At 66.8% G+C, this 22,906-nt stretch carries 26 protein-coding genes and 1 pseudogene; 17 read left to right on the top strand and 10 right to left on the bottom strand.

The window, feature by feature from the left end; translation table 11 throughout:
- Together RT567_RS04135 and rpoD are read left to right on the top strand one after the other, a co-directional pair.
- Positions 1–564, top strand: a pseudogene (locus RT567_RS04135) (DNA primase); the annotation flags it as partial.
- A 74-nt stretch (positions 565–638) separates the two neighbouring features.
- A complete protein-coding gene (gene rpoD / locus RT567_RS04130; RefSeq protein WP_313574508.1) occupies positions 639–2,561 on the top strand; it encodes an RNA polymerase sigma factor RpoD in 1,923 nt (640 codons plus the stop codon).
- A gap of 96 nt (positions 2,562–2,657) precedes the next feature.
- On the opposite strand, the gene RT567_RS04125 is transcribed toward rpoD, so the two are convergent.
- On the bottom strand, positions 2,658–3,146 hold the full coding sequence (locus RT567_RS04125) for an Lrp/AsnC family transcriptional regulator (protein WP_312219289.1): 489 nt from the start codon (positions 3,144–3,146) through the stop codon (positions 2,658–2,660).
- A gap of 109 nt (positions 3,147–3,255) precedes the next feature.
- Between RT567_RS04125 and RT567_RS04120 the strand changes: the two genes are divergently transcribed.
- Positions 3,256–4,230: a DMT family transporter gene (locus RT567_RS04120; RefSeq protein WP_313574506.1), complete on the top strand. Its 975-nt coding sequence runs from the start codon at positions 3,256–3,258 to the stop codon at positions 4,228–4,230.
- Positions 4,231–4,275: 45 nt separating this feature from the next.
- On the opposite strand, the gene RT567_RS04115 is transcribed toward RT567_RS04120, so the two are convergent.
- From RT567_RS04115 to RT567_RS04100, 4 genes are all read right to left on the bottom strand, one after another.
- A complete protein-coding gene (locus tag RT567_RS04115) occupies positions 4,276–4,629 on the bottom strand; it encodes a DUF1428 domain-containing protein (RefSeq protein WP_313574504.1) in 354 nt (117 codons plus the stop codon).
- Between the two features lie 136 nt (positions 4,630–4,765).
- Positions 4,766–5,257 (bottom strand): VOC family protein, encoded by a 492-nt coding sequence (locus RT567_RS04110; RefSeq protein ID WP_313574502.1) that lies wholly within the window; start codon positions 5,255–5,257, stop codon positions 4,766–4,768.
- The gene (locus RT567_RS04105) at positions 5,254–5,730 is read right to left on the bottom strand and encodes an SRPBCC family protein (RefSeq protein ID WP_313574500.1); all 477 of its coding nucleotides are present in this window, start codon (positions 5,728–5,730) and stop codon (positions 5,254–5,256) included. The genes RT567_RS04110 and RT567_RS04105 overlap by 4 nt, the downstream gene beginning before the upstream one ends.
- A 3-nt stretch (positions 5,731–5,733) precedes the next feature.
- Positions 5,734–6,177, bottom strand: a complete 444-nt coding sequence (locus RT567_RS04100; protein WP_278449791.1) for a VOC family protein — start codon at positions 6,175–6,177, stop codon at positions 5,734–5,736.
- Between the two features lie 93 nt (positions 6,178–6,270).
- Here RT567_RS04100 and RT567_RS04095 point away from each other — a divergent pair, with 93 nt between their 5' ends.
- The gene (locus RT567_RS04095; RefSeq protein WP_313574498.1) at positions 6,271–6,960 is read left to right on the top strand and encodes a helix-turn-helix domain-containing protein; all 690 of its coding nucleotides are present in this window, start codon (positions 6,271–6,273) and stop codon (positions 6,958–6,960) included.
- Between the two features lie 10 nt (positions 6,961–6,970).
- Here the strand turns inward: RT567_RS04095 and RT567_RS04090 are convergent, their stop codons facing one another.
- Positions 6,971–7,183 (bottom strand): flagellar hook protein FlgE, encoded by a 213-nt coding sequence (locus RT567_RS04090; RefSeq protein WP_313574496.1) that lies wholly within the window; start codon positions 7,181–7,183, stop codon positions 6,971–6,973.
- Between the two features lie 98 nt (positions 7,184–7,281).
- A complete protein-coding gene (locus RT567_RS04085; RefSeq protein WP_313574510.1) occupies positions 7,282–8,142 on the bottom strand; it encodes a restriction endonuclease in 861 nt (286 codons plus the stop codon).
- 168 nt (positions 8,143–8,310) lie between these two features.
- On the opposite strand from RT567_RS04085, the gene RT567_RS04080 reads away from it, so the two are divergent.
- Together RT567_RS04080 and RT567_RS04075 are read left to right on the top strand one after the other, a co-directional pair.
- Complete coding sequence (locus RT567_RS04080; RefSeq protein ID WP_313574494.1) at positions 8,311–10,317, top strand: DEAD/DEAH box helicase; 2,007 nt, start codon at positions 8,311–8,313, stop codon at positions 10,315–10,317.
- Between the two features lie 64 nt (positions 10,318–10,381).
- A complete protein-coding gene (locus RT567_RS04075) occupies positions 10,382–10,702 on the top strand; it encodes an Mpo1-like protein (RefSeq protein WP_313574492.1) in 321 nt (106 codons plus the stop codon).
- Positions 10,703–10,933: 231 nt separating this feature from the next.
- On the opposite strand, the gene RT567_RS04070 is transcribed toward RT567_RS04075, so the two are convergent.
- Positions 10,934–11,497, bottom strand: coding sequence for a 3D domain-containing protein (locus RT567_RS04070; RefSeq protein WP_313574490.1), 564 nt, complete (start codon positions 11,495–11,497; stop codon positions 10,934–10,936).
- Between the two features lie 394 nt (positions 11,498–11,891).
- Between RT567_RS04070 and RT567_RS04065 the strand changes: the two genes are divergently transcribed.
- From RT567_RS04065 to RT567_RS04055, 3 genes are all read left to right on the top strand, one after another.
- A complete protein-coding gene (locus RT567_RS04065) occupies positions 11,892–12,923 on the top strand; it encodes a S1/P1 Nuclease (protein ID WP_313574489.1) in 1,032 nt (343 codons plus the stop codon).
- 39 nt (positions 12,924–12,962) lie between these two features.
- A complete protein-coding gene (locus RT567_RS04060; protein WP_313574487.1) occupies positions 12,963–13,748 on the top strand; it encodes an RNA methyltransferase in 786 nt (261 codons plus the stop codon).
- Positions 13,749–13,912: 164 nt separating this feature from the next.
- Entirely contained in the window at positions 13,913–14,236 is a 324-nt protein-coding gene (locus RT567_RS04055) for a YnfA family protein (protein WP_313574485.1), read from the top strand.
- On the opposite strand, the gene RT567_RS04050 is transcribed toward RT567_RS04055, so the two are convergent.
- Positions 14,233–14,934, bottom strand: coding sequence for an NAD-dependent deacylase (locus RT567_RS04050; protein WP_313574483.1), 702 nt, complete (start codon positions 14,932–14,934; stop codon positions 14,233–14,235). The two genes, RT567_RS04055 and RT567_RS04050, sit on opposite strands and share 4 nt — an antisense overlap.
- Positions 14,931–15,818, bottom strand: a complete 888-nt coding sequence (locus RT567_RS04045; RefSeq protein ID WP_313574481.1) for a LysR family transcriptional regulator — start codon at positions 15,816–15,818, stop codon at positions 14,931–14,933. Before RT567_RS04045 ends, RT567_RS04050 begins: the two co-directional genes overlap by 4 nt.
- 176 nt (positions 15,819–15,994) lie before the next feature.
- Between RT567_RS04045 and RT567_RS04040 the strand changes: the two genes are divergently transcribed.
- The 8 genes from RT567_RS04040 (at position 15,995) to RT567_RS04005 (ending at position 22,641) form a co-directional block, all read left to right on the top strand.
- Entirely contained in the window at positions 15,995–17,101 is a 1,107-nt protein-coding gene (locus RT567_RS04040) for an S-(hydroxymethyl)glutathione dehydrogenase/class III alcohol dehydrogenase (RefSeq protein ID WP_313574479.1), read from the top strand.
- 17 nt (positions 17,102–17,118) lie between these two features.
- The gene (locus RT567_RS04035; RefSeq protein ID WP_313574478.1) at positions 17,119–17,583 is read left to right on the top strand and encodes a GFA family protein; all 465 of its coding nucleotides are present in this window, start codon (positions 17,119–17,121) and stop codon (positions 17,581–17,583) included.
- Positions 17,584–17,686: 103 nt separating this feature from the next.
- Positions 17,687–18,073 carry a VOC family protein gene (locus RT567_RS04030; RefSeq protein WP_313574476.1) on the top strand — a complete coding sequence of 129 codons (387 nt, stop codon included), beginning with the start codon at positions 17,687–17,689 and terminating at the stop codon, positions 18,071–18,073.
- An 11-nt stretch (positions 18,074–18,084) separates the two neighbouring features.
- Entirely contained in the window at positions 18,085–18,642 is a 558-nt protein-coding gene (locus RT567_RS04025) for a hypothetical protein (protein WP_313574475.1), read from the top strand.
- Positions 18,643–18,661: 19 nt separating this feature from the next.
- On the top strand, positions 18,662–19,495 hold the full coding sequence (gene fghA, locus RT567_RS04020; protein ID WP_313574473.1) for an S-formylglutathione hydrolase: 834 nt from the start codon (positions 18,662–18,664) through the stop codon (positions 19,493–19,495).
- Positions 19,496–19,520: 25 nt separating this feature from the next.
- A complete protein-coding gene (locus tag RT567_RS04015) occupies positions 19,521–20,471 on the top strand; it encodes a DUF4350 domain-containing protein (RefSeq protein WP_313574472.1) in 951 nt (316 codons plus the stop codon).
- Positions 20,468–20,704 (top strand): hypothetical protein, encoded by a 237-nt coding sequence (locus RT567_RS04010; protein WP_313574470.1) that lies wholly within the window; start codon positions 20,468–20,470, stop codon positions 20,702–20,704. Before RT567_RS04015 ends, RT567_RS04010 begins: the two co-directional genes overlap by 4 nt.
- 113 nt (positions 20,705–20,817) lie before the next feature.
- Complete coding sequence (locus RT567_RS04005; protein WP_313574469.1) at positions 20,818–22,641, top strand: DUF885 domain-containing protein; 1,824 nt, start codon at positions 20,818–20,820, stop codon at positions 22,639–22,641.
- Positions 22,642–22,906 lie beyond the last annotated feature (265 nt).

The following is a 22,906-nucleotide window of genomic DNA, read 5'->3' as shown; positions in this document are numbered from 1 at the left end:
GGGCCGGGCGGGCGCTGGCGCGGTCCGCCGCCGTTGCAGGGGCAGACGGTCGAGGGCGCCCAGGCCATGCAGGCCCTGTTCCGCTCGGTCGAGCCGATCGCCGCCGCCCTGGCCCACGGCGCCATCGACGACCCGGAGCGGCTGGACGATCACATGGAGGCGGTGGCGCGCTACGGCTTCGGCGATCCAGCCCTGGACGGGCTGGCTCAGGAACTGGTCCGACTGCGTTTCTCGGGCCGGACCCTTGACTCCGCCGCCCTGCGCCGCCATCTGGCCCAATCGGGTCATGATGCCTTGATGCACGAGGTCGAGAAGGCGGCGGCGAAGTCCGGCGCGCCATTCCTGGCTGCAGACAAGCCCCTCGGCGAGGCGAGGATCCGGTGGTCGCAAGCGTTCGACGCTCTGACCCGCGCAGCGGCGTTGGACGAGGCGCTGGCTTCAGCGAAGTCGGAGGCTCACCGGGCCTTCGATAACTCGGCTTTCGCTTTGGTGAAGGCCGAGCGTGATGCCCTGCGGCGAGCCATCAAGACCGGAACGATTTGGGAAGACGCGGCTTCTTCGTAACCAACGAAGTCGTCGGGCGTTGTATTTTCGCCGCAGGGGACTGATCACCCCCGTCGGCCGTGGAGACAGACTGAATGAGCGCGCAGACCGAGACGCAGGACGCCGAAACCAACGCTGACGGGCCCCTGCTCGATCTCACCGACGCCGGGGTGAAGAAATTCATCCGTCAGGCGAAGACGCGCGGCTATGTGACGATGGAGGAGCTGAACAAGGTTCTGCCGTCCGAAGAAGTCACGCCGGACCAGATCGAAGACATCCTGGCCATGCTGTCGGAGATGGGCGTCAACGTCGTCGAAGCCGAAGAGGACGCCGCCGAGGCGACCGGCACCGACGTGGCCGCCGCCGCCGAGACCTCGGTGGCCGAAGCGCCGGCCAAGGCCGCCTATGACCGCACCGACGACCCCGTGCGGATGTATCTGCGCGAAATGGGCACGGTCGAGCTGCTGAGCCGCGAGGGCGAAATCGCCATCGCCAAGCGCATCGAGGCCGGTCGCGACGCCATGATCTCAGGGCTGTGCGAAAGCGCCCTGACCTTCGAGGCCATCATGGTGTGGCGCGAGGAACTGGCCAACAACCGCATCCTGCTGCGCGAAGTGATCGACCTGGACGCCACCTACGGCATCCTGAATCCCTCGTCCCTGCCGCACAACCAGCCCGCCCCGGCTCAGCCGACCGGCGAGCCGGACGGCGACGGCGAAGAGGACGACGACGAGGACTTCGACGACGGCGGCGCCATGTCGATCTCGGCCCTGGAGGCCGAACTGCGCGACGGCGTCATGGAGGTTCTGGACGCCATCGCCGTCGATTTCGGCGAGTTCCGCAAGCTGCAGGACAAGCTGGTCGAGGCGCGCCTGAAGGGCGACGTCCTGACCGCCAAGGACCAGAAGACCTATGAATCCCTGACGGCGTCCATCTCGGATCGCCTGAAGACGATGAAGCTGAACAACGCCCGCATCGAGGCGCTGGTTGAGCAGTTGTACGCCATCAACAAGCGCCTGATCGGCCAGGAAGGCCGCTTGCTGCGTCTGGCTGACGGCTACGGCATTTCGCGTCCCGAGTTCCTGAAGGCCTACTTCGGTTCGGAAATGGACCCGAACTGGGCCGAGCGCATCAAGGAGATGGGCGTCCGCTGGACCAAGTTCAGTGAGAACGAAACCACTCAGATCAACACGATCCGCACCCATATCGCCTCTGTCGCCACCGAGGCGGGCGTGCCGATCGACGATTATCGCCGCATCGTCCAGATGGTGCAGAAGGGCGAGCGCGAAGCCCGTCAGGCGAAGAAGGAGATGGTCGAGGCCAACCTGCGCCTGGTCATCTCCATCGCCAAGAAATACACCAACCGCGGCCTGCAGTTCCTGGACCTGATCCAGGAGGGCAACATCGGTCTGATGAAGGCGGTCGACAAGTTCGAGTACCGTCGCGGCTACAAGTTCTCGACCTACGCCACCTGGTGGATCCGTCAGGCGATCACCCGCTCGATCGCCGACCAGGCCCGCACCATCCGCATCCCGGTTCACATGATCGAGACGATCAACAAGATCGTCCGCACTCAGCGCCAGATGCTGCACGAGATCGGCCGCGAAGCGACCCCGGAAGAGCTGGCCGAACGCCTGGCCATGCCGCTGGAGAAGGTCCGCAAGGTGCTGAAGATCGCCAAGGAGCCGATCTCGCTGGAAACGCCGATCGGCGACGAGGAAGACAGCCATCTGGGCGACTTCATTGAAGACAAGAACGCGATCCTGCCGATCGACGCCGCCATCCAGAGCAACCTTCGTGAGACAACGACGCGAGTGCTCGCGTCGTTGACCCCGCGCGAAGAAAGAGTCCTGCGGATGCGTTTCGGCATCGGCATGAACACCGACCACACCCTGGAAGAGGTCGGCCAGCAGTTCAGCGTGACCCGCGAACGCATCCGTCAGATCGAGGCCAAGGCCCTGCGCAAGCTGAAGCACCCGTCGCGGTCGCGGAAGCTGCGGTCCTTCCTGGACAGCTGATCGGTCCGATCGTTCAAAGACTTGCGCCGGCGGGGTTTCGACCTCGCCGGCGTTTTCGTTCTGGGGCGCTGCGTCTGGGGGCGCTGCGACGGGACTTCAGGGGATGATCAGCGAGGCGTCCGTCTTCACACGGTCCAGGGCGATCAGGGAGCGGAAGCGGTTGATGCTGTCGTTCTCTTCGAACAGCCGCTTCGTCAGCGCCTCATAGGCCGCCATGTCGGTGGTGACGACGATCAGGATGAAGCTGGTGCCGCCGGTGACGTAGTAGCACTGCTGCACCTCGGGTTCGGCCAGGAAGCGGGCCTTGGCGTTCTGCACGGTCTCGGCTCGCTCGTCCTGGAGATAGACCTCGACGATGGAGGTGATGGTCAGGGGGATCGACTTCGGGTCCACCAGGGCGACGTTGCGGCGGATGACGCCGCTGGCCTCCATGGCCGCGATCCGACGTTGAACAGCGGCGGCGGACAGATTGACGGCTTCGGCGATGGCGCGTTGCGGCGTCCGCGCGTCGCGCTGGACGATGCGCAGGATCGCGCGATCAAAGCTATCCAGCGAGCGTTGTGGAGAGGCGGGTCGTGCGGCCATCAGCGGTCTTTTTTGCGCGAGTTTTTGTTGCGTTTGGGCCTGTGATCGAGAGGAAACGCCCCGTCCGCCCCTTGGTATAGCTCGCCGCCAAGCCAAGCGGGAACTGGAAATGACGGCGCAAATCATCGGACCGGGTCGAAACAACCGGACGGCGCTCGGCGTCGCCTGCGGCATCGGCGCGGGCGCGCTGTGGGGGCTGGTCTTCCTGGCGCCGGAGCTGGCGCGCGACTTCAATCCCCTGCAACTGACGGTGGGACGCTACCTCGCCTATGGCCTGATCGCCTGGGCGTTGCTGGCGGCGCGGTGGAAGGCGGTGACGACGCGGATCGGGCGGCGCGACTGGCTGAACCTGTTCTGGCTCGCCCTTACCGGCAACACCCTCTACTACATCCTGCTGTCGGGGGCCGTGCAGACGGGCGGCATCGCCATGACCTCCCTGGTCATCGGCTTCTTGCCGGTGGCGGTGACCATCATCGGCAGTCGCGACCACGGCGCCGTGCCGCTGAAGCAGCTGCATCTGCCCTTGCTGCTCTGTATCGCCGGGGCGGTCTGCATCGGCTGGCAGGCCCTGGCGGCGCCGGTCGAGACCTCGCACATGACGCGATTTATCGGCTTTGCCTGCGCCGTCGGCGCCCTGGCCTCATGGACTTTCTTCGCGGTTCAGAACGCGCGGCGACTTCGCCAACTGGAGGCGGTGTCCGCCCACGATTGGAATCTGCTGACCGGCGTCGTCACCGGGGCGCAAAGCCTGCTGCTTCTGCCGGTCGCCCTGTTGACCGCTTCGGGCGCGCAGCATGAGGCGGCGGACTGGGTGCGGCTGGCGGGGGTCTCGGTCGGCGTGGCCGTGCTGGCCTCGATCGTCGGCAACAATCTGTGGAACCGGATGAGCCGCCTGCTGCCGCTGACCCTGGTCGGCCAGATGATCCTGTTCGAGACCCTGTTCGCCCTGATCTACGGCTTTGGTTGGGAGCGACGTCTGCCGACGGCGATGGAGGCGCTGGCCTTTGTTCTGGTGGCGCTCAGCGTCGCTGCCTGCCTGCGCGCCCACAAGGCGAAGCCGGGCGTCGCGCATGGCGGCGCATAGGCGCAGACGCCGGGGCCGGTGCGCGACCGACCCCGGCGCGGTTTGTCAGCTGCGCTCGTCGAAGACGGTTTCGAAGCCGCCCCACATCATGCGCTTGCCGTCGAAGGGCATGTCCATGTTCGCCATGGCGGGGTCGTCCTGCATCTTGGCCCAGGCGTCGTCGGCGGTCTTCTTGTCGGGCCAGATCAGCCAGGAGAAGACGACGGCCTCGCCGTCCTCCAGCTTCACCGCCATGGGGAAGCTGGTGACCTTTCCGTCCGGCACGTCCACGCCCCAGTTCTCGATCTGGGCGGTGGCGCCATAGCCCTTGAACAGGGGCCAGGATTTGCGGGCGGATTCAACATACCGCTCCTTGTTCTCGGCCTTTACGGGGGTCAGGAAGCCTGTGACGTAGCTCATCGTGGTTCTCCTTTTGTGGGCCCCTGTCGCTCGCCGGGTTGCGGTTCGCGGGGTGAGGGGCGTGGGCGGATCGTCGGGGCAGGGGTGGTCGTCGTCTTGGTTGAAAGCGACAGATTGGACGGCTTAGCTTCGCGGCCTACCCGATCCTGTCAGCAGCGGCCTCGATGGCTGCGATGTCGATCTTGTGCATCGTCATCATGGCCTCGAAGGCGGCCTTGGCGCGGGCGGGGTTGGGATCGTCGTAGAAGGCCATCAGACGGCGCGGCGTGATCTGCCAGTTCACGCCCCAGCGGTCTTTGCACCAGCCGCAGGCGCTTTCGGCCCCGCCGTTACCGACGATGGCGTCCCACAGACGATCGGTTTCGGCCTGGTCGTCAGTCATGATCATGAACGACACGGCCTCGGTCTGGGGGAAGATCGGGCCGCCGTTCAGTCCGACGTAGCGTTGTCCGGCCAGGGTGAACTCGACCACCAGTTCGGATCCTGCCGGGCTGGACGGATTGTCGGCGGGGCTGGCGACGACGCGCTCGATGCGGCTGTCGGGCAGGCCCAGCGAGACGTAGAATTCGGCCGCCTTCTTCGCCTGGCCGAGGTCGTACCAGATACAGGGAATGATCTTGTCGCTCATGGCGCGCTCTCCTGCGGGGTGAGGTTTTCGGCGACCTGGGCCAACTGGTCGGCGGCGGCGCCCCAGCCGGGCTCGAAACCCATGTCGCGGTGGGCCTGCATGGCCTTTTCGTCCCAGTGCCGGGCGTGGGCGGTGTAGCGCGTGCCGTCGCCTTCGGGCTCGAACGTGTCGATGCGGACGAAGTTCATCTCGCCCGGCTGAGGGATCCAGCCTTCAGTGAAGGCGCCGGTCGTCACCAGGCGGCGGCCCGGCTCCACCTCCAGCACTACGCCGCGATACTCATGCCGCTCGCCCTCGGGCGACTGCATGACGACATCGGCGCGGCCGCCGGGGCGCAGGTCGTGGTCCACGGACACCGTGCTCCACGGGCGGGGAGTGAACCATTCGGTCCCGTGCCGGGTCCAGGCCCGCCACACCGTCTCGGGCGAGGCCTTGATGAAGCGGCTGACGCTGAGTTCGTACAGCGCGCTCATCGCTCAGCCCCCGCCGACCTGGGAGGCGAAGGCCTCAGGCCCCTGGGCGGCGGCTTCCGGGTCCATCCACATGACCTCCCAGATGTGGCCGTCGGGGTCGGCGTAGCTGCGGCCGTACATGAAGCCGTAGTCCTGCCTGGCGTTGGGGTCGGCCTGGCCGCCGGCGGCGGCGGCGCGATCAACCACGGCGTCGACGCCCTCCCGGCTGTCCTCCGACACGCAGATCAGCACCTGGGCCGTCTTCTTCGCGTCCGGAATGGCGCGGTCGGTGAAGGTGGCCCACTTCTCATGCGTCAGCAGCATGGCGTGGATGGTGTCGGAAAAGACCATGCAGGCCGCCGTCTCGTCCGAGAACAGCGGGTTCATCGTCGCGCCGACCGCCTCATAGAAGGCGACGGAGCGCGGCAGATCGGCGACCGGCAGGTTGATGAAGATCAGCTTGGGCATCGGCGGTGGTCCTCCCTTGCGCGGCCCTCCCTCCCCGGACGGCCTGCCCTATGATGTTGGTCGTTCTGCGCCTTGATGTTATGTTAGTCAACCATGAAGTTAGAAAAAGTAACTACTAAGTTCGAATCCCGCTCCCGGCGCTATCACGACGCCTGCGGGGCGGCGCACGGGCTGGACCTGGTGGGCGAGCGTTGGGCCTTGCTGGTCATCAGAGAACTCATGATGGGGCCGCGTCGTTTCAGCGATCTGCGAAAAGACCTGTGCGGCCTGTCCGCCAATGTGCTGACGCAGCGGCTGGAGGGGCTGGAGGCCTCGGGCGTCGTCCAGCGCCGCAAGCTGCCGCCGCCCGCCTCGGTCCAGGTCTATGAGCTGACCGACTGGGGCTATGAGATCGAGCCGGTCTTCATGGTGCTGGGCCGCTGGGCCGCGCGCTCGCCCCAGCATGATCCGACGCTGCCGATCAGCGCCGTCTCCATCATGCAGTCGTTCAAGACCATGTTCGATCCCGCCCGCGCGCAGGACGCCGAGATGCGGTTGGGCTTTGTTCTGGGCGAGGATCGGATGGTCGTCAGCGTGGCGGGCGGCGTCATCGACGCCGTGCGCGGCGAGGTCGAGGGTTGCGACGTCGTGGTGCGCGCCCCGGCCCAGGTCGTGGCCGCCGCCGTCTACGGCAAGGTTCCGCTGGTGGCGCTGGAAGGCGAGGGGGCGATGACGATCGAGGGCGACCGGGCGACGTTCGAGCGGTTCGTCGACTTCTTCCACCTGCCGGAAAAGGCGGGGTGAGGGCTAGGGCCTAGACCAGAATATCCAGCAGGGTTCCCGTCATCTCATCCGCCGTGCGAGCCACGGCGGCGTTGGCGGAAAACTCGCTCTTGGCGCGGATCTGCTCGACCGCCTCGACGGCGTAGTCGTCCATGCGGCCCGAGGCGACACGGCGGGCGCTATCCTCCAGCCGGGCCGAGGCGGCCTGCATGCCGGCGGTGGCGGTGCTGAGCGGCGAGATCATGGACGATCCTCCTGCGGACGCAGGTCTGAACCCGGCCAGCATCGCCCCTGCGTGGTCAACGCCCGATCAACGGACGTGGTGAACGGCGGTCGATTCTTCTAGATGGCGCTGAAAGCCGAGGCGTCGACTGTGACTTCCTCGACCATACGGACAGAGACGCCAAGACTGCGCTCCTTCAGCAAGTCGCAAAGCGTGTCGCCGTCTACCAAATCGATTGCGGGAGCGCCGTCTCGGGTCGCCTCTCTTCGAGCTTCGCTTGTGAATGTGCCTGTCGTGATGATCAGGCCCTTGTCTGCGCGCCCGACCATGGCGCCTCTGAAGTCGCGGACCGTCGATGCGCCGACGGACCCCTGCCAGCGTTTGCACTGAAAGATCACCTGAAACGACAGCAGGTTCATGCGCAGGACGCCGGTCCCGTCTATGCCGCCGTCGCCGGTCTTGCCGGTCACCTCGACACGGGTGAAGCCGGATTCACGCAAAAGACGTTGGCAAAGCCGCTCGAACGCGGAGGGCTCAAGCTGGAGCAAAACGGAAAGAAGCTGGTCCTTCCAGTCTTCCTGCGCGGCTTCCTGCAGCACCTGTGGCGGGTCGAGTTTTTCCGTGACAGCGTTGGCGCGTTGCGCGGCGTAGGCTTTCTGCACCTGTTTGGGGATGGCTGCGATTTCGGACGCCGTCATGGCGGCCCCTGTTGGCGTGAGGCTCCAGATGCCTCTTTGGCTGTTGGTTACAGCCCCGCCAAGCTTAAGCCAGCTTCGTGCAAAACCAAGGCGCTGGTCGACGACCAACTGGTTCCATTTGCCGTGCCTGAGATTCAGAACCTCGTCGGAAAGGCCCATGTGCTCGGAAATGTCTTCAAGCATTTCGGCATTGGTCAGCGACCGCCCATGGGCCTTCAGCCGATCAACAATCGGCTGCATAAAGGCTTCAAAAGGAGGCGCATCCGAAAGCGACGGCGTCATCTTCAAGTATTTGGCGATTGTTGATTTTTGAAACGCCTAGATCGATTCGGCCCCACCCCGGCCCTTATTCGTGTATAGGGAGCGCCTTCCCCGACGCCCGGCAGGCTGCGACGCCTCGCCGGGCGCGGCCGTTTGACGGTCGCCTCGCATTTGAACTCCAGGCCTTTCATGCCCTTTCCCGCGATCCATCCCGCGCTTGACCGCGCCCTGCTGAACAAGGGCTACCTTGAGCCGACGCCGGTTCAGGCCGCAGTTCTGGAAGGCCATGGCGAGGCGGACCTGCTGGTTTCGGCTCAGACCGGATCGGGCAAGACGGTGGCCTTTGGCCTGGCGGCGGCGCCGACCCTGCTGGGCGAGGACGAGCGGTTCGGCCAGGCGGATACGCCGCTAATGCTGGCCATCGCGCCCACGCGCGAGCTGGCGCTGCAGGTCGCAGCCGAGCTGGAATGGCTGTACGCCGAGGCGGGCGCCAAGATCGTCACCTGCGTCGGCGGCATGGATGCCCGCAAGGAAGCCCGCGCCCTGAACCACGGCGCCCACGTTGTGGTCGGCACGCCGGGCCGCCTGAAAGACCACATCGATCGTGGAGCACTGGATCTGTCGGCCGCCCGCGTCGTCGTGCTGGATGAAGCCGACGAAATGCTGGACATGGGCTTCCGCGAAGACCTGGAATACATTCTGGAACAGGCGCCGGAAGAGCGCCGGACCCTGCTGTTCTCGGCCACCATCGCCCGCGACATCGCGATCATGGCCAAGCGCTATCAGAAGGACGCGGTGCGCATCGACACCGTCGACCGCAGCCAGCCGCACAACGACATCGAATACCGCGCCATGCGCATCGCGCCGAACGAGATCGAGCGCGCCGTGGTCAACGTCCTGCGCTATTTCGAGGCGCCGGGCGTGCTGGTCTTCTGCTCGACGCGGGATTCCGTGCGTCACCTGCAGGCCTCGCTGGTTGAGCGCGGCTTCGCCTCGGTGTCGCTGTCGGGCGAAATGGGCCAGCGCGAGCGGAACGAGGCGTTGCAGGCGCTGCGTGATCGCCGCGCCCGCGTCTGCGTCGCCACCGACGTGGCCGCGCGCGGTCTGGACCTGCCCGATCTGGGTCTGGTGATCCACGCCGAACTGCCGATCAACAAGGCGACCATGCTGCACCGTTCGGGCCGCACCGGCCGCGCGGGCAAGAAGGGCGTCTCGGTCCTGTTGGTCCCGCACAGCCGTCGCCGCAAGGCCGAGATGCTGCTGGGCTCGGCCGGGGTCGAGGCCGTCTGGTCCGGCGCCCCGACCGCCGATGAAATCCGCGCTCAGGACGAACAGCGCCTGCTGGCCGCGCCGGTCTTCGCCGAGGAAGGCGCCGACGAGGATGCGGGGCTGGTCGAGAAGCTGGTCAAGGAGCGCACGCCGGACGACCTGGCCCGCGCCCTGCTGGTGCTGCTGCGCAAGAACCTGCCGGCGCCGGAAGATCTGACGGATCCGGGCGAAGGCCCGCAGCGCAAGCCGCGCCGCGAACGCGATGCCGCGGGCGGCGACGACTACGCCCCCGCGCCCTGGCCGGGCGACCGCCTGCAGCCGGATGAAGTCACCTGGTTCCGTCTGGACATCGGCCGCAACCGCAACGCCGATCCCAAATGGCTGATCCCGCTGATCTGCCGCATCGGCGGCGTGACCAAGCAGCAGATCGGCTCGATCCGCACCTTCCCGGAAGAGACGCGCTTCGAGATCGCTCTGAGCCACGCCGACGCCTTCCGCGCCGCCGCCGCCCAGAGCAAGGAAGAGGCCCGCATCACCCCGTCCGAGGCGCCGACGCCCGGTTCGATGAAGGGCGCGCGCAACCGCAACTTCGAGCGCGACGGCGAGGCCCGCCCCTTCGCCAAGAAGCCCTTCCGTCGCGACGAGGACGGCCAGGGCCGCCCGCCGTTCAAGAAGAAGCCGTGGAGCCCCGAGGGCGACGCGGGCCGCAGCGCGGATGGCGAACGTCCCTTCAAGAAGAAGCCCTATGCGCCACGCACCGATGCGGCGCCGGGCGAGGGCGGCTTCAACAAGAAGCCCGGCTTCAAGGACAAGGGCGACAAGAAGCCCTTCACGCCCAAGGCGGGCTTCAAGGGCAAGCCCGACTTCAAGGCGGGCGCCAAGCCTTTCGCTAAGGGGCCGAAGAAGGCCGGCAAGCGCTTCGACTGATCGCTGATCCCTGATCGATGATCCGTGACTTGCCCCCGGCGCGATCCGGGGGCAGGCTGGGGCCATGAGCATCGAGCAACCCCAAGGGCGGTACGCCTCGTTCGAGGCCTTCTACCCCTATTACATCCATGAGCACTCCAACCGGACGTGTCGACGCATCCATGTGGTCGGGACGGGGCTGGTGATTGCGGCTTTTCTGGCCTTCTGCTTCACCTTGAACGCCTGGTGGCTGCTGGCCATGCCGCTGGTCGGCTACGGCTTCGCCTGGGTGGGGCATTTCTTCTTCGAGAAGAACCGGCCCGCGACCTTCAAATATCCGCTGTGGAGCCTGATGGGCGACTTCCGCCTGTTCTTCGAGACGGCCAGTGGCAAGCGGAAGTTCTGACTGACCCTTTCCTCCCCATGAAATGGGGAAGGGGACCGCGACCCGAAGGGCGGCGCGGAGCAGCCAAGCGGTGGAGGGGCCAGGACGGTTAGGCTTTCGGTCGCGGAATCAAGCAGCCCCTCCGTCTCGGCGGCTCCGCCGCCGATCCACCTTCCCACTACGTAGGGAGGACAACGAAAAAGGGCGGCCGGTTCGATCCGGCCGCGCTTTTTGTCGTCAGGCTGAAAAGCCTTAGTTCGAGGCCGTTTCCCATGCCGGGGGGCAGCCGTCGAAATCGCCCGCGTCGGCGATGGTCAGGGTCTTCATGTTCAGGCTCATGGCCGGGCGCATCGAGGCGCGGCCGTGGCCGGTGTAGAGGTCGATCTTGGCGCCCTTGATCGCGCCGCCGGTGTCGGAGGCGTACCAGTAGCCGTCGTGCACCGTGCCGTCGGCCATCTGCAGGCCGACCGTCTCGCGGATGAACAGCTTGGTGCGGCGCGGGATGACGCGCGGGTCGACCGCGACCGTGCGCATCGGAATCGGGCGGCAACCCAGGGAATCGTTGCCGGTCGCTCCGCCGCCGCCGGCGTGATAGAGGCGGGCCGAGGCGCGCCAGTCGGGATCGCCGGCCATCAGCTCAAGCTGTTCAGCCGACAGGTCCGCCGTTTCGGCGGACTCGATGGAACCAGGGGCCGTCGCGGCGGCTTCTACGATAGCGGCGCCGCGAGCGACGGCCGTTTCGTAAGGGACAGGCTCTCCGGACCCGGAGAAGGCCATGGTCCACAACATGGCAAGCGCGGCGGCCGTGCTCAACATCGATCAAACTTCATGCAGCACCGGTCCCGACACGCTCCGGCAGGGCGGTTTCTGACGACGAATTGCGGCGCAATTGCGGCGAATGAGATCAGTCGCTGTATCGGTAGTGGATAAGGCGCAAATGGGGCCAGTCTATCGTCTGTCGTGGTTGGACTATTGTGACTATAGAGTATCAGTATTGATTGATTTCAAGTTCTATACTGTCGCGACCTTCTCCGTCGTTAACGACTTGATCGTGCTCGCTAACACTTTATTGGCAAGAAAAGCTGGCTCTCACGCCAAGATAACGACGGCGTGATCGTCGTGACGGCTGACGTGATCGGCGGGTGGAGGCGGGCGCGGGAATGGGATAAGCCGTCGTTTCCCCTTCTGAAATTTCGCACGGCGCCGTCTCATGAACCGACAAGTCAAACGCCTGATGATTTCCGCCGCCGCCTTGATGCTGGTCGCGGCGCCCGCCGTTCAGGTCGAGGCCTGGGGCAGTTCGGGTCACCGGGTGATCGGCGTGGCGGCGATGCGCCACCTGCCCGGCGACCTGCCCGCCTTCCTGCGCACGGCCGGGGCCGCCTCTGACGTCGGCGAATATTCGCGCGAGCCCGACCGCTGGAAGGGCGCGGGCCAGCCACACGACCGCGAGCGCGACACCGCCCACTTCGTCGACATGGACGATCAAGGCCGGGTGATGGACGCGCGCGGCATGACCATGGCCGATTTGCCGCGTCTGAAATCGGAATATGACGCCGCCCTGATCCGCGCGGGTCTGGACGTGGATAAGGCGGGCTACCTGCCCTACGCCATCATGGACGCCTGGCAGAACCTGGAGCGCGACTTCGCCTATTGGCGCGTGCTGACCGCCGCCGAGGCGCGCGAGCCGGATCTGGCCAAGCAGGCCTGGTATCGCGCCGACCGTGAACGTCGCGAGCAACTGATCCTGCGCGACATCGGCGTGCTGAGCCACTTCGTCGGCGATGCGTCCCAGCCGCACCACACGACCATCCACTTCAACGGCTGGGCAGGCGAGACCAATCCCGAGGGCTTCACCAAGTCGCGCCGCACCCATGGCGACTTCGAGGGCGCCTTCACCAGCCGGACCCTGCGTCTGGATGCGGTCGAGGCGGCCATGGTTCCCATGAACGTTGAAGGCTTCGACCTGCGCGCGCGCACGGCCTCGCACCTGAACGCCACCCTGACGACGGTCATCCCCTTCTATCGGATGGAGAAGGCCGGGGCGTTCAAGGACACGGACCCGCGCGGCGCGGTCTTCGTCAATGAGCGTCTGGCGGCCGGGGCGTCGGAACTGCGCGACTTCGTGTCGGCCGCCTGGCGCGTGTCGGCCGACAGCAGCATCGGCTGGCCCGCGGTGAAGGTCGCGGAGGTCGAGGCGGGCCGCGTCGACCCGTGGACCTCGATGGTCGGCGAGGACTGACGTCTTTCGCTGGGCGGCGCACGAGGGTAGGGGAGGCGGATGACTGAACTCACCCCTCCCGTCGTCATCCTCGACAAGTCCCAGATGGCCGACAACATCGGCGCGGTCGCCCGGGTCATGGCCAATTTCGGCCTGTCGGAACTGCGGCTGGTCAGCCCGCGCGACGGCTGGCCCCAGGAGCGCGCCTGGGCCACGGCGTCCGGCGCCGACTGGGTGCTGGACGAGGTGAAGGTGTTCGACAGCGTGGCCGAGGCCATCGCCGACCTGAACACCGTCTTCGCCACCACCGCCCGCCCGCGCGAGACGCGCCAGCCGGTGCGCACCCCGCGTGAGAGCGCCCGCATCCTATATGACGACACAGCCTCGGGGCTGAAGACGGGCCTGCTGTTCGGCGGCGAGCGGGCGGGACTGGAGACCGGCGACATCGCTCTGTGCGCCGGGATCACCACCATTCCGATCGACCCCAGGCACCATTCGCTGAACCTGGCCCAGGCGGTGGCGATCAACGCCTATGAGTGGCGCGCCCTGATCCTGGACGCCCCGCCTCCGCGCTTCCGCGAGGGCGAGCCGCCCGCGTCGAACGACCTGTTGCTGGGCATGTATGAGCATCTGGAGGCGGAGCTGGACAACGGCGGCTTCTTCTATCCGCCCGAGAAGAAGCGCTCGATGAGCCAGAACCTGCGCGTCATGCTGGGCCGCGCCGCCTTCACCGAGCAAGAGGTCGCCACCATGCGCGGCGCCATTCACGCCCTGGCCAAGGGACGAGGCCGGGTGCTGGCCAAGCTGGCGGCGGAACGGGCCGAGGCGGCGAAGAAGGGGGAGTAGGCTTCCCTCTCAATCCGCTCATCCCGGCGGACGCCGGGATCCAGTGCTTTGGCTTCGAAGTGCAGCGGCTAAGGGTAATGCTTGAGACTGGCGCTCTCACAGGGGCCCGGCGTCCGCCGGGATGAGCGGGGATAGAGCGCGCAGTCCGTTTCTGAAGGAGCCGCATGAAACTCGCCCTCGTCTATCCGCTGGCCGCCCTCGCCGAGATCGGTGGCTGTTTCGCCTTCTGGGCCTGGCTGAAGCTGGACAGCTCGCCGTGGTGGCTGGCGCCGGGCGTGTTGTGTCTGATCGCCTTTGCGTGGCTGCTGGCGCTGGTTCCGGCCGAGACGGCGGGGCGGGCGTTCGCGGCCTATGGCGGGGTCTATATCGTGGCGTCGCTGGCGTGGATGGCGCTGGTCGAGAAGACGACGCCGGACCGATGGGACGTCATCGGCGGCGCGGTCTGCCTGATCGGCGCGGCGGTCATCCTGTTCGGGCCGAGGGCCTAGAGCGCGTCGAAGAAGGCCGGCACGGTCTCGCTGGCGGGGCCATAGACGCCTTCATCGAACAGGGACGCGCCCTGCGTCGGCTCCAGGTTGATCTCCACCGTCCGCGCCCCGGCCATGCGCGCCAGCTGGACGAAGCCCGCCGCCGGGTAGACCGCGCCCGAGGTGCCGATGGAGACGAACAGGTCGCATCGCGCCAGCGCCGCCTCGATCCGCTCCATCTCCAGCGGGATTTCGCCGAACCAGACGATGTGCGGGCGCAAACGTCCGCGCGGGTGATGGGGCGAGGCGTGAGCCGCCTCTAGATCATCATGCCAGTCGCAGACGACGCCCGAGGCGGTGCAGCGCGCCTTCTTCAGCTCGCCGTGCATGTGGATCAGCTCGAAGCCCGGCGCGGACGGCGTCTGCGCATGGGCCCGGTCGTGAAGGTCGTCGACGTTCTGCGTCACCAGCATGAAGTCGCCCGCCCACCGCGCCGCCAGATCGGCCAGCGCCCGGTGCGCGGCGTTGGGGTGGACGCTCGCCAGTTGCCGTCGCCGCTGGTTGTAAAAGTCCTGCACCAGCGTCGGGTCGGCGGCGAAGCCCTCGGGCGTGGCGACGGCCTCGACGCGATGCCCTTCCCACAGGCCGTCCGAGGCGCGGAAGGTCGGCACGCCGCTTTCGGCCGAGACGCCGGCGCCGGTCAGGATGACGATGTTCATGCGGGGCTCCTTTGTGCGGACAGTCGATCGTGCAGCCAGTCGATCATGGCGCGGACCTTGGGCGGGACGTGGCGGGGGGGTGGGTGGACGGCCCAGACGCCTTCGTCGGGCGGGCGTTGGTCATCGAGCAAGGAGACGAGGACGCCCGAGGCCAGGGCCTCGGCGACATAGAAGTCGGGCAACTGGCACAGGCCGAGGCCTTGCAGGGCGGCGTCCAGCACCGCCGCGCCGGAGTTGCAGCGCCAGCGGCCGGTGGGGCGAAGCGTCACTTCGCGCCCCGCCTCGGTGAAACGCCACTGCTCGGCCGAGCCGATCAGGCCGTCGTGGCTGGGGATCTCGGACAGGTCGCGCGGGGCGCCCCGCCTCGCCAGATAGTCGGGGCTGGCGCACAGGATCAGCCGCCGCGAGGCCAGCCGCCGCGCCATCAGCCGCGAGTCGGTCAGATGGCCGAACCGCACCGCCAGATCATAGCCGTCGCCGACCAGATCGCGCAGGCGATTGTCGAGGTCGAGCTCGATCCGCAGTTCGGGGTTCTGAGCCGCGAAGGCGTTGACGGCGGGGGCGATGAACCGCTCGCCATAGGAGACCGAACAGGTCATCCGCAGCAGGCCGCGCGGGGCCTGATCGTCGGGTTGGACGGCGGCCAGGGCCTCGTCGCGTTCGTCGATCAGGCGGCGGCAGCGGGAAAGGAAATCGCGGCCCGCGTCGGTCAGCTCGACCCGGCGGGTGGTGCGGTGGAGCAGACGGGTCTGCAGGCGATCCTCCAGCCGGGCGATCTCGCGGCTGACGGCGGAGGTAGACAGGCCCAGCCGCTTGGCTGCGGCCGAGAAGCTGGCCTGTTCGGCGACAGCGGTGAATTCGTCGATCCCGTCCCAGCGGCTCATCGGGACGTTGGATCAGTATTATTGCTCAACAGCAATAATGTTTTGCGGTTGTCGCCGTTTCGACCCAGCCGCAACGGGCGTAGTAAGGTCGCCAATCGTCACCTCTCCCGCCTTAGTCCCTGAAACAGCGAGCCGCCGCGCGGCGAGCGTTAGGGACGTCCGAAGGACCCAGCATCATGAAAACCCGCGCCGCCGTCGCGTTCGAAGCCAAACGCCCGCTAGAGATCGTCGAGGTTGATCTGGAAGGTCCGCGCTTTGGCGAGGTGCTGATCGAGATCAAGGCGACCGGCGTGTGCCACACCGACGCCTATACGCTGGACGGGTTGGACTCTGAGGGCATTTTCCCCTCGATCCTGGGCCACGAGGGCGCGGGCGTGGTGGTCGAGGTGGGGCCGGGCGTGACCAGCCTCGAGGTCGGCGATCACGTGATCCCGCTGTACACGCCGGAATGCCGCCAGTGTAAGTCGTGCCTGAGCCGCAAGACCAATCTGTGCACCTCGATCCGGGGCACGCAGGGCAAGGGGCTGATGCCGGACGGCACCAGCCGCTTCAGCTACAAGGGACAGGCCATCGCCCACTACATGGGCTGCTCGACCTTCTCGAACTACACGGTCCTGCCCGAGATCGCGGTGGCGAAAATCCGCAAGGACGCGCCGTTCGATAAGGCCTGTTACGTCGGCTGCGGCGTGACGACGGGCGTGGGCGCGGTGGTCAACACGGCCAAGGTCGAGCCGGGCTCCAACGCCGTGGTCTTCGGTCTGGGCGGCATCGGCCTGAACGTCATTCAGGGGCTGAAGATGGTCGGGGCCGACATGATCATCGGCGTCGACATCAACGGCGACAAGGAAGAGTGGGGCCGTCGCTTCGGCATGACCCACTTCGTCAATCCGAAGGACGTCTCGGACGTGGTGGCCCATCTGGTCGAGCTGACCGGCGGCGGCGCCGACTACACCTTCGACTGCACCGGCAACACCGTGGTCATGCGTCAGGCGCTGGAAGCCTGCCACCGGGGCTGGGGCGAGAGCGTCATCATCGGCGTGGCCGAGGCGGGCAAGGAGATCGCCACCCGTCCGTTCCAGCTGGTCACCGGCCGCGTCTGGAAGGGCTCGGCCTTCGGCGGTGCGCGCGGCCGCACCGACACGCCGAAGATCGTCGACTGGTACATGGACGGCAAGATCGAGATCGATCCGATGATCACCCACACCCTGCCGCTGGAGCGTATTAACGAGGCCTTCGATCTGATGCATGAAGGCAAGAGCATCCGTTCGGTGATCGTCTTCTAACAGAGAGGGATTCAGCCATGGCCGACTGGAAACTGCCGTGGACGGGGGCCTGCCTCTGCGGGCAGGTGAAAGTTCAGGTCGCCCAGGCCCCGGTTTTCGCGGCGGCCTGCCACTGCCGCGCCTGTCAGAAGCTGACGGGCGGCGCCTATTCCTTGAGCCTGATGCTGCCCGGCGAGGGGCTGTCGGTCGAGGGGGAGACGGAGGTCGGCGGCCTGCACAATCCCGTGCCGGAGCATCACTTCTGTCCGTCGTGCAAGACCTGGCTGTTCACGCGCGGCATCGCCGGGGGGCAGTTCGTCAACCTGCGGCCCAGCCTGCTGGATGACGGAGCCTGGTTCGTTCCCTATGCCGACACCTGGACGACGGAGCGTCTGCCGGGCGCCCAGTCGGGGGCCAAGGTCGGCTATCCGGAATTCCCGCCGCCCGAGGATTACGCCGAGCTGATGGGCGGCTACGCCCGCGAAGGCGCGCGCCCCGACTGAAGCTGCACTGAGCAGGTGCAGCAAAGTTCGTTGCCAAACGAAACCTTGTCGGCTTAGCTTGCCGCGCCCGGTGAACCGTCCGGGCGGATCTGGGAGGATCATCATGTTCACGCACGTCACCGTCGGCGCCAATGACGTCGAGGCTTCGCACAAATTCTATGACGCCGTGCTGGGCGCTCTGGGTCATCAGCCGGGCACGTTCAGCGATCAGCCCCGTCCGGGCGTCTGGTACATGACGCCGCGCGGAATGCTGGGCGTGGTCACGCCGCGCGACGGTCAGGCCGCCTGTCACGCCAATGGCGGCACCATCGGCTTCTTCGCCAGCAGCCCTGAGGCGGTCGTCGCCTTTGCCGAGGCCGGGATTGCGGCGGGCGGCGTGGCGATTGAAGATCCGGCGGGCCCGCGCGACACCCCCTTCGGCAAGATGCATCTGGCCTATCTGCGCGATCCGTCGGGCAACAAAATCTGCGCCGTTCACCGGCCGGGCTGAGGACTGAGACGATGAAGACGAAGGCGGCGACTGCGTCGATCATGGCCGTTCTGGCCGTCACGGCGCTCGCCGCCTGCAGTCCGGGCGGGGCGGACACGTCTGCGCCCGCTGCGGCCCCGGCCGAGGCCTGGGTCCAGAAGAAGGTGGTGCTCTACCTGCCGGACGCGGTCATGAAGCAGAGGGTCGAGGTCGCCTATCTGTCTCCCTATCTGAAGGCCGTCGATGAGGCTGTGGCCGCCGCAGCAAAGGCGCAGCCCGCGCAACCCGGCGCCTCGGGCATGCTGTTGTTGATGGTCAAGCCGGGCGAACGCTCCAGGGCCTGGCTCGTCACCGGAGAACCGCCGATGAGGCCGGAGACGGTCGAGGCGATCACCGCCGCCGCCGGAGCGATTCCGGCGCCGTCAGTGCGCGAGGGACCGATCCTGGTCGGCCTGCAGTTCGACGCCTGGGGCGGCGGCGCGCAGCCCGAGGGGGCGGTCGCCCCGATCCCGCGCGACTGGTATGCGCATTTTTCCAAGGATGGCGGCGTCCTCGATGACGCCTTCATGGCCAGGGTCTGGCCGGACTGATCTTCAGGAGTTCGAGTTGATGGATACGGTCAAGAGCCACGTCGTTCACGGCGGGACGTTGCGCTATCTGAAGCACGACAGCGCGACGACGGGCACGCCCATGACGCTGTCGGTCTTTGTTCCGGCGGGGGAGGGGCCGTTCCCGGTCCTGATCTGGCTGTCGGGTCTGACCTGCACCGAGGACAATTTCACCACCAAGGCCGGGGCCTATAAGGCCGCCGCCGAACAGGGCGTCATCATCGTCGCGCCGGACACCTCGCCGCGCGGGGAAGGCGTGGCGGACGACGCCGCCTATGATCTGGGCCAGGGGGCGGGCTTCTATGTCGATGCGACTGAAGCGCCGTGGGCGCCACATTTCCGCATGGAGAGCTATGTCACGGGCGAGCTGATCGAGCTGATCGACGCCGAGTTTCCGACCACGAAGACTCGCTCCGTCTTCGGCCATTCGATGGGCGGGCATGGGGCGCTGACGCTGGCCCTGCGCCATCCCGAACTGTTCCGGTCGGTGTCGGCCTTCGCGCCGATCTCGTCGCCGACGCGCTGCCCGTGGGGCGAGAAGGCCTTCACCGCCTATCTGGGCGAGGATCGGGCGGAATGGGCCAAACACGACGCAGCCCTGTTGATCGAGGGCGGGGCGGCGAAAGGCGTTTTCGACGACATCCTGGTGGATCAGGGCGACGCGGATTCCTTCCTGACCGATCAGCTGAAGCCGGAACTGCTGAAGGCGGCGGCGCAAAAGGCCGGACAGGGGCTGACCCTGAGGATGCAGCCGGGCTATGACCATTCCTACTTCTTCATGGCCAGCTTCGTGGACGACCATGTGGCCTTCCACGCCAAGCGGCTGAAAGCGTAGTCTTTCGATCTTCAAGGAGACCGGGGTGCGACGCGCATTGGCGGTGTTTGTCGGTGCTGTGCTGTTGGCGGCGTTTCCCGCCCAGGCGCAGGAACAGTCGGGCGACCTGGACTGGACGCCTCAGGTCGCGGCGCCGGCCTACGTCGCCGATGGGCCTCTGATCCGTGTCGATGAAGGTCATGGAAGCGTTCAGACCATCGCGGGCCGCTACGCCGGGTTTGCGGCGTTGGCGCGGGCGGACGGCTATCGGGTGGACGCTGGTGAAGGCAGGCTGGAGCCATCGGACGCCCTGAAGGGGGTGCGGATTCTCGTGATCTCCAACGCCGCCAGTCCCCGCGACAGTTCAGGCCGCATCAGCGCCTTCGACGAGGCCGAGATCGAGGCTGTGGCGCAATGGGTGGACGGCGGCGGTTCTCTTTTACTGGCGGCGGACCATACGCCGCACGGTTTGGCGGCTGAGGCGCTTGCTGCGCGGTTCGGGGTAAGGATGGGCAAGGGCTACGCCTTCCGTCAAACGTCGCGGGGGGTGACCGCTAACCTGGACTTCCTTCATGCTGACGGCGCCTTGGGGGAGCATCCGGTCATTGATGGGCGTGGCCCAGACGAACGGGTCGAACACGTCCACACCTTCACCGGTCAGTCCCTGGACGGTCCGCCTGGCGCGACCATCCTGCTCGCCATGCGGCCGGACGATCGTGAAACCGACGACCTTCATACCTTCCAGCGGATCAACCGGGATCCTGACGACGCTGAGGCTCTGTCCCGGCCTGCCCTGTCGGCGCAAGGGCTGGCGTTCGAGCATGGCGCGGGCCGAGTGGTGGTGCTAGGCGAGGCTGGCATGCTGACTGCGCAGATCGTGCGTTTTCCTGTGGACCAGAATCGCGAGCCGCTACGGTTCGGGCTGAACACCTCCGGACACGACGATCAACAGTTCGCGCTCAATGTTCTACACTGGCTTTCAAGGCTGATCCCATGACGACCCTGGCGACCGACGCCCCCGATTTCGACGCCATGTTCGCTGACCTGTGCAACCAGGTCGGCTTCTGCCTGCATGAAAAGGGGCAGAAGAAGGTGATCGAGGCTCTGCCCAAGGGGCTGGACGCCGCCATGCGCGCCGTCTTCGCCGCCGAGGGCGTGGACGAGCCGAACGCGCCCGGCGATCTGAAGCGCGCCGTGCGTGACTGCATCAAGGCCCATGTGCAGCGCTGAGCGCGCTTTTGCACGACGAATGACACAGACTTAATCCGCAAGGCGACGATCAAGCCTTGCGGGCGGCCATCGCTTCGCTAGCATCCCGGCCCATCGCTTTTGGGAGGAAGCTCATGATGGATCGCCGCCGCCTGTTGATGTCGGTCGCCGCCGGGGGAGCGCTGGCCGCTGTCGGCCCGGTTCGCGCCCTTGCCCACGGCGCTGTGGCGCAGACCGCCTCGGCCGACTTCAACGCCCTGATGAATCGGATCGCGCAGGAGATGCTCCTGACGGATCCGGAATCCCTGACCATGCTGGGCATGGACCGGGGCGAGCACGCCGACGCCCGCTTCAAGCTGAGCGACCGCAGTCAGGCCAAGATCGACGCCGACAAGGTCAAGTTCGTCGCCGCCATGAAGGACATGGCGGCTATCGATCGCAACGCCCTGCCGGCCAAGGAGCAGATCTATCACGACTCCCTGACCTTCTTCGGCGAGACGGTGATGGAGGGCTACGCCTTCCCCTATGGCAGCGGGATGTTCCCGTCGCCCTATACGGTCAGCCAACTGGGCGGTTCGTACCAGCAGATCCCGGACTTCCTCGACAGCCAGCATCGCATCGAGGCGGCGGACGACGCCGAGGCTTATCTGTCGCGCCTGTCCGACTTCGCCCGCAGCCTGGACGATGAGCGGGCGCGGATGCAGGCCGACTACGCTGCCGGGGCCGTGCCGCCGGACTTCGTTATCGACCGCACCCTGACGCAGATGGGCGCCATCACCGGCACGGCCGTGGCCGACTCGGTCATGAGCCAGTCGATCGCCCGCCGCGCGGCCGAGAAGAACATCCCTGGCGACTGGGCCGCTCGCGCACAGACGATCCTGACCCGAGAGGTCTATCCGGCTATCCAGCGCCAGGCCGACGCGCTGAAGGCGGTGCGCGCGGGCGCGACGCACGACGGCGGGGTGTGGCGCCTGCCGGACGGCGAGGCCTACTATCGTTATGGGCTGAAGAACTACACCACCTCCTCGATGACGCCGGACGAGGTGCATCAGATGGGGTTGGATCAGGTGGCCGAAATCTCGGCCCGCGCCGACGGCTTGCTGAAGGCGCAAGGGTTGACGCAAGGCACGGTCGGCCAGCGCATCGCCGCCCTCGGCAAGGATCCGCGCTTCGTCTATCCGAACACGGACGAGGCCAAGGAGGAGCTGCTGAAGGAACTGAATGTCCAGATGGCGGCCATGCAGGCGCGCATGCCGGACTATTTCGGCCGCCTGCCCAAGTCGCCATGCGACATCCGTCGCGTGCCTAAGGCCATCGAAGCCGGGGCGCCGGGCGGCTATTACCAGGCGCCGGCCCTGGATGGGTCGCGTCCGGGCGCCTACTACATCAACCTGCGTGACACGGCGGAGTGGCCCAAATGGACCCTGCCGACCTTGACCTATCACGAGGCGGTGCCGGGCCATCACTTCCAGATCGCCCTGCAGATGGAGCAACCGGACACTCCGCTGCTGATGAAGGTCATGGGCTTCTCGGCTTATTCCGAGGGCTGGGGCCTGTATTCGGAGCAGTTGGCGGACGAGATCGGCGCCTATGAGAACGATCCCTTCGGCCAGATCGGCTATCTGCAGTCGCTGATGTTCCGCGCCGCGCGTCTGGTCGTGGACTCGGGTCTGCACCACAAGCGCTGGAGCCGCGAACAGGGCATCCGCTACATGGTCGATACGCTGGGCGATCAGGAATCGAGCATCGCCACCGAGGTCGAGCGCTACTGCGTCTGGCCGGGCCAGGCGTCCAGCTACAAGGTCGGCCACACCACCTGGGTGCGCCTGCGCGAGGACGCCAAGAAGCGTCTGGGCGACCGCTTCGACATCAAGGGCTTCCATGACACCGGCCTGAACCTGGGCGGCGTGCCGCTGACGGTTCTGGAGCGGGCCATGAACGCCTGGACCCCGGCCTGACGGCTGGACCTCTTACGGGCGCGCCGGTCCGTCATTCAGTAAGCTTTGGGAGCGGCGTCCGGCGCGGCGCGGCTCCGTTGGGGGAATATCCGAATGATCGACCGCCGCCGCCTTCTTCTGACCGCTGCCGCGACCGCCGTCGCCGCGCCTTCGCTGGCGCAAGCCGCTGCGGCCGTGTCGGACGCCGATGCGCGCCTGAACGCCCTGCTGGACGGCTGGTTCGAGGCCGACATCGACGAGTCGCCCGAGCGCGCCACCAACCTGG

This window comes from Brevundimonas sp. (genome assembly GCF_032107865.1).
Taxonomy (GTDB): domain Bacteria; phylum Pseudomonadota; class Alphaproteobacteria; order Caulobacterales; family Caulobacteraceae; genus Brevundimonas.
This window is presented reverse-complemented; position numbering and strand designations above follow the sequence as displayed.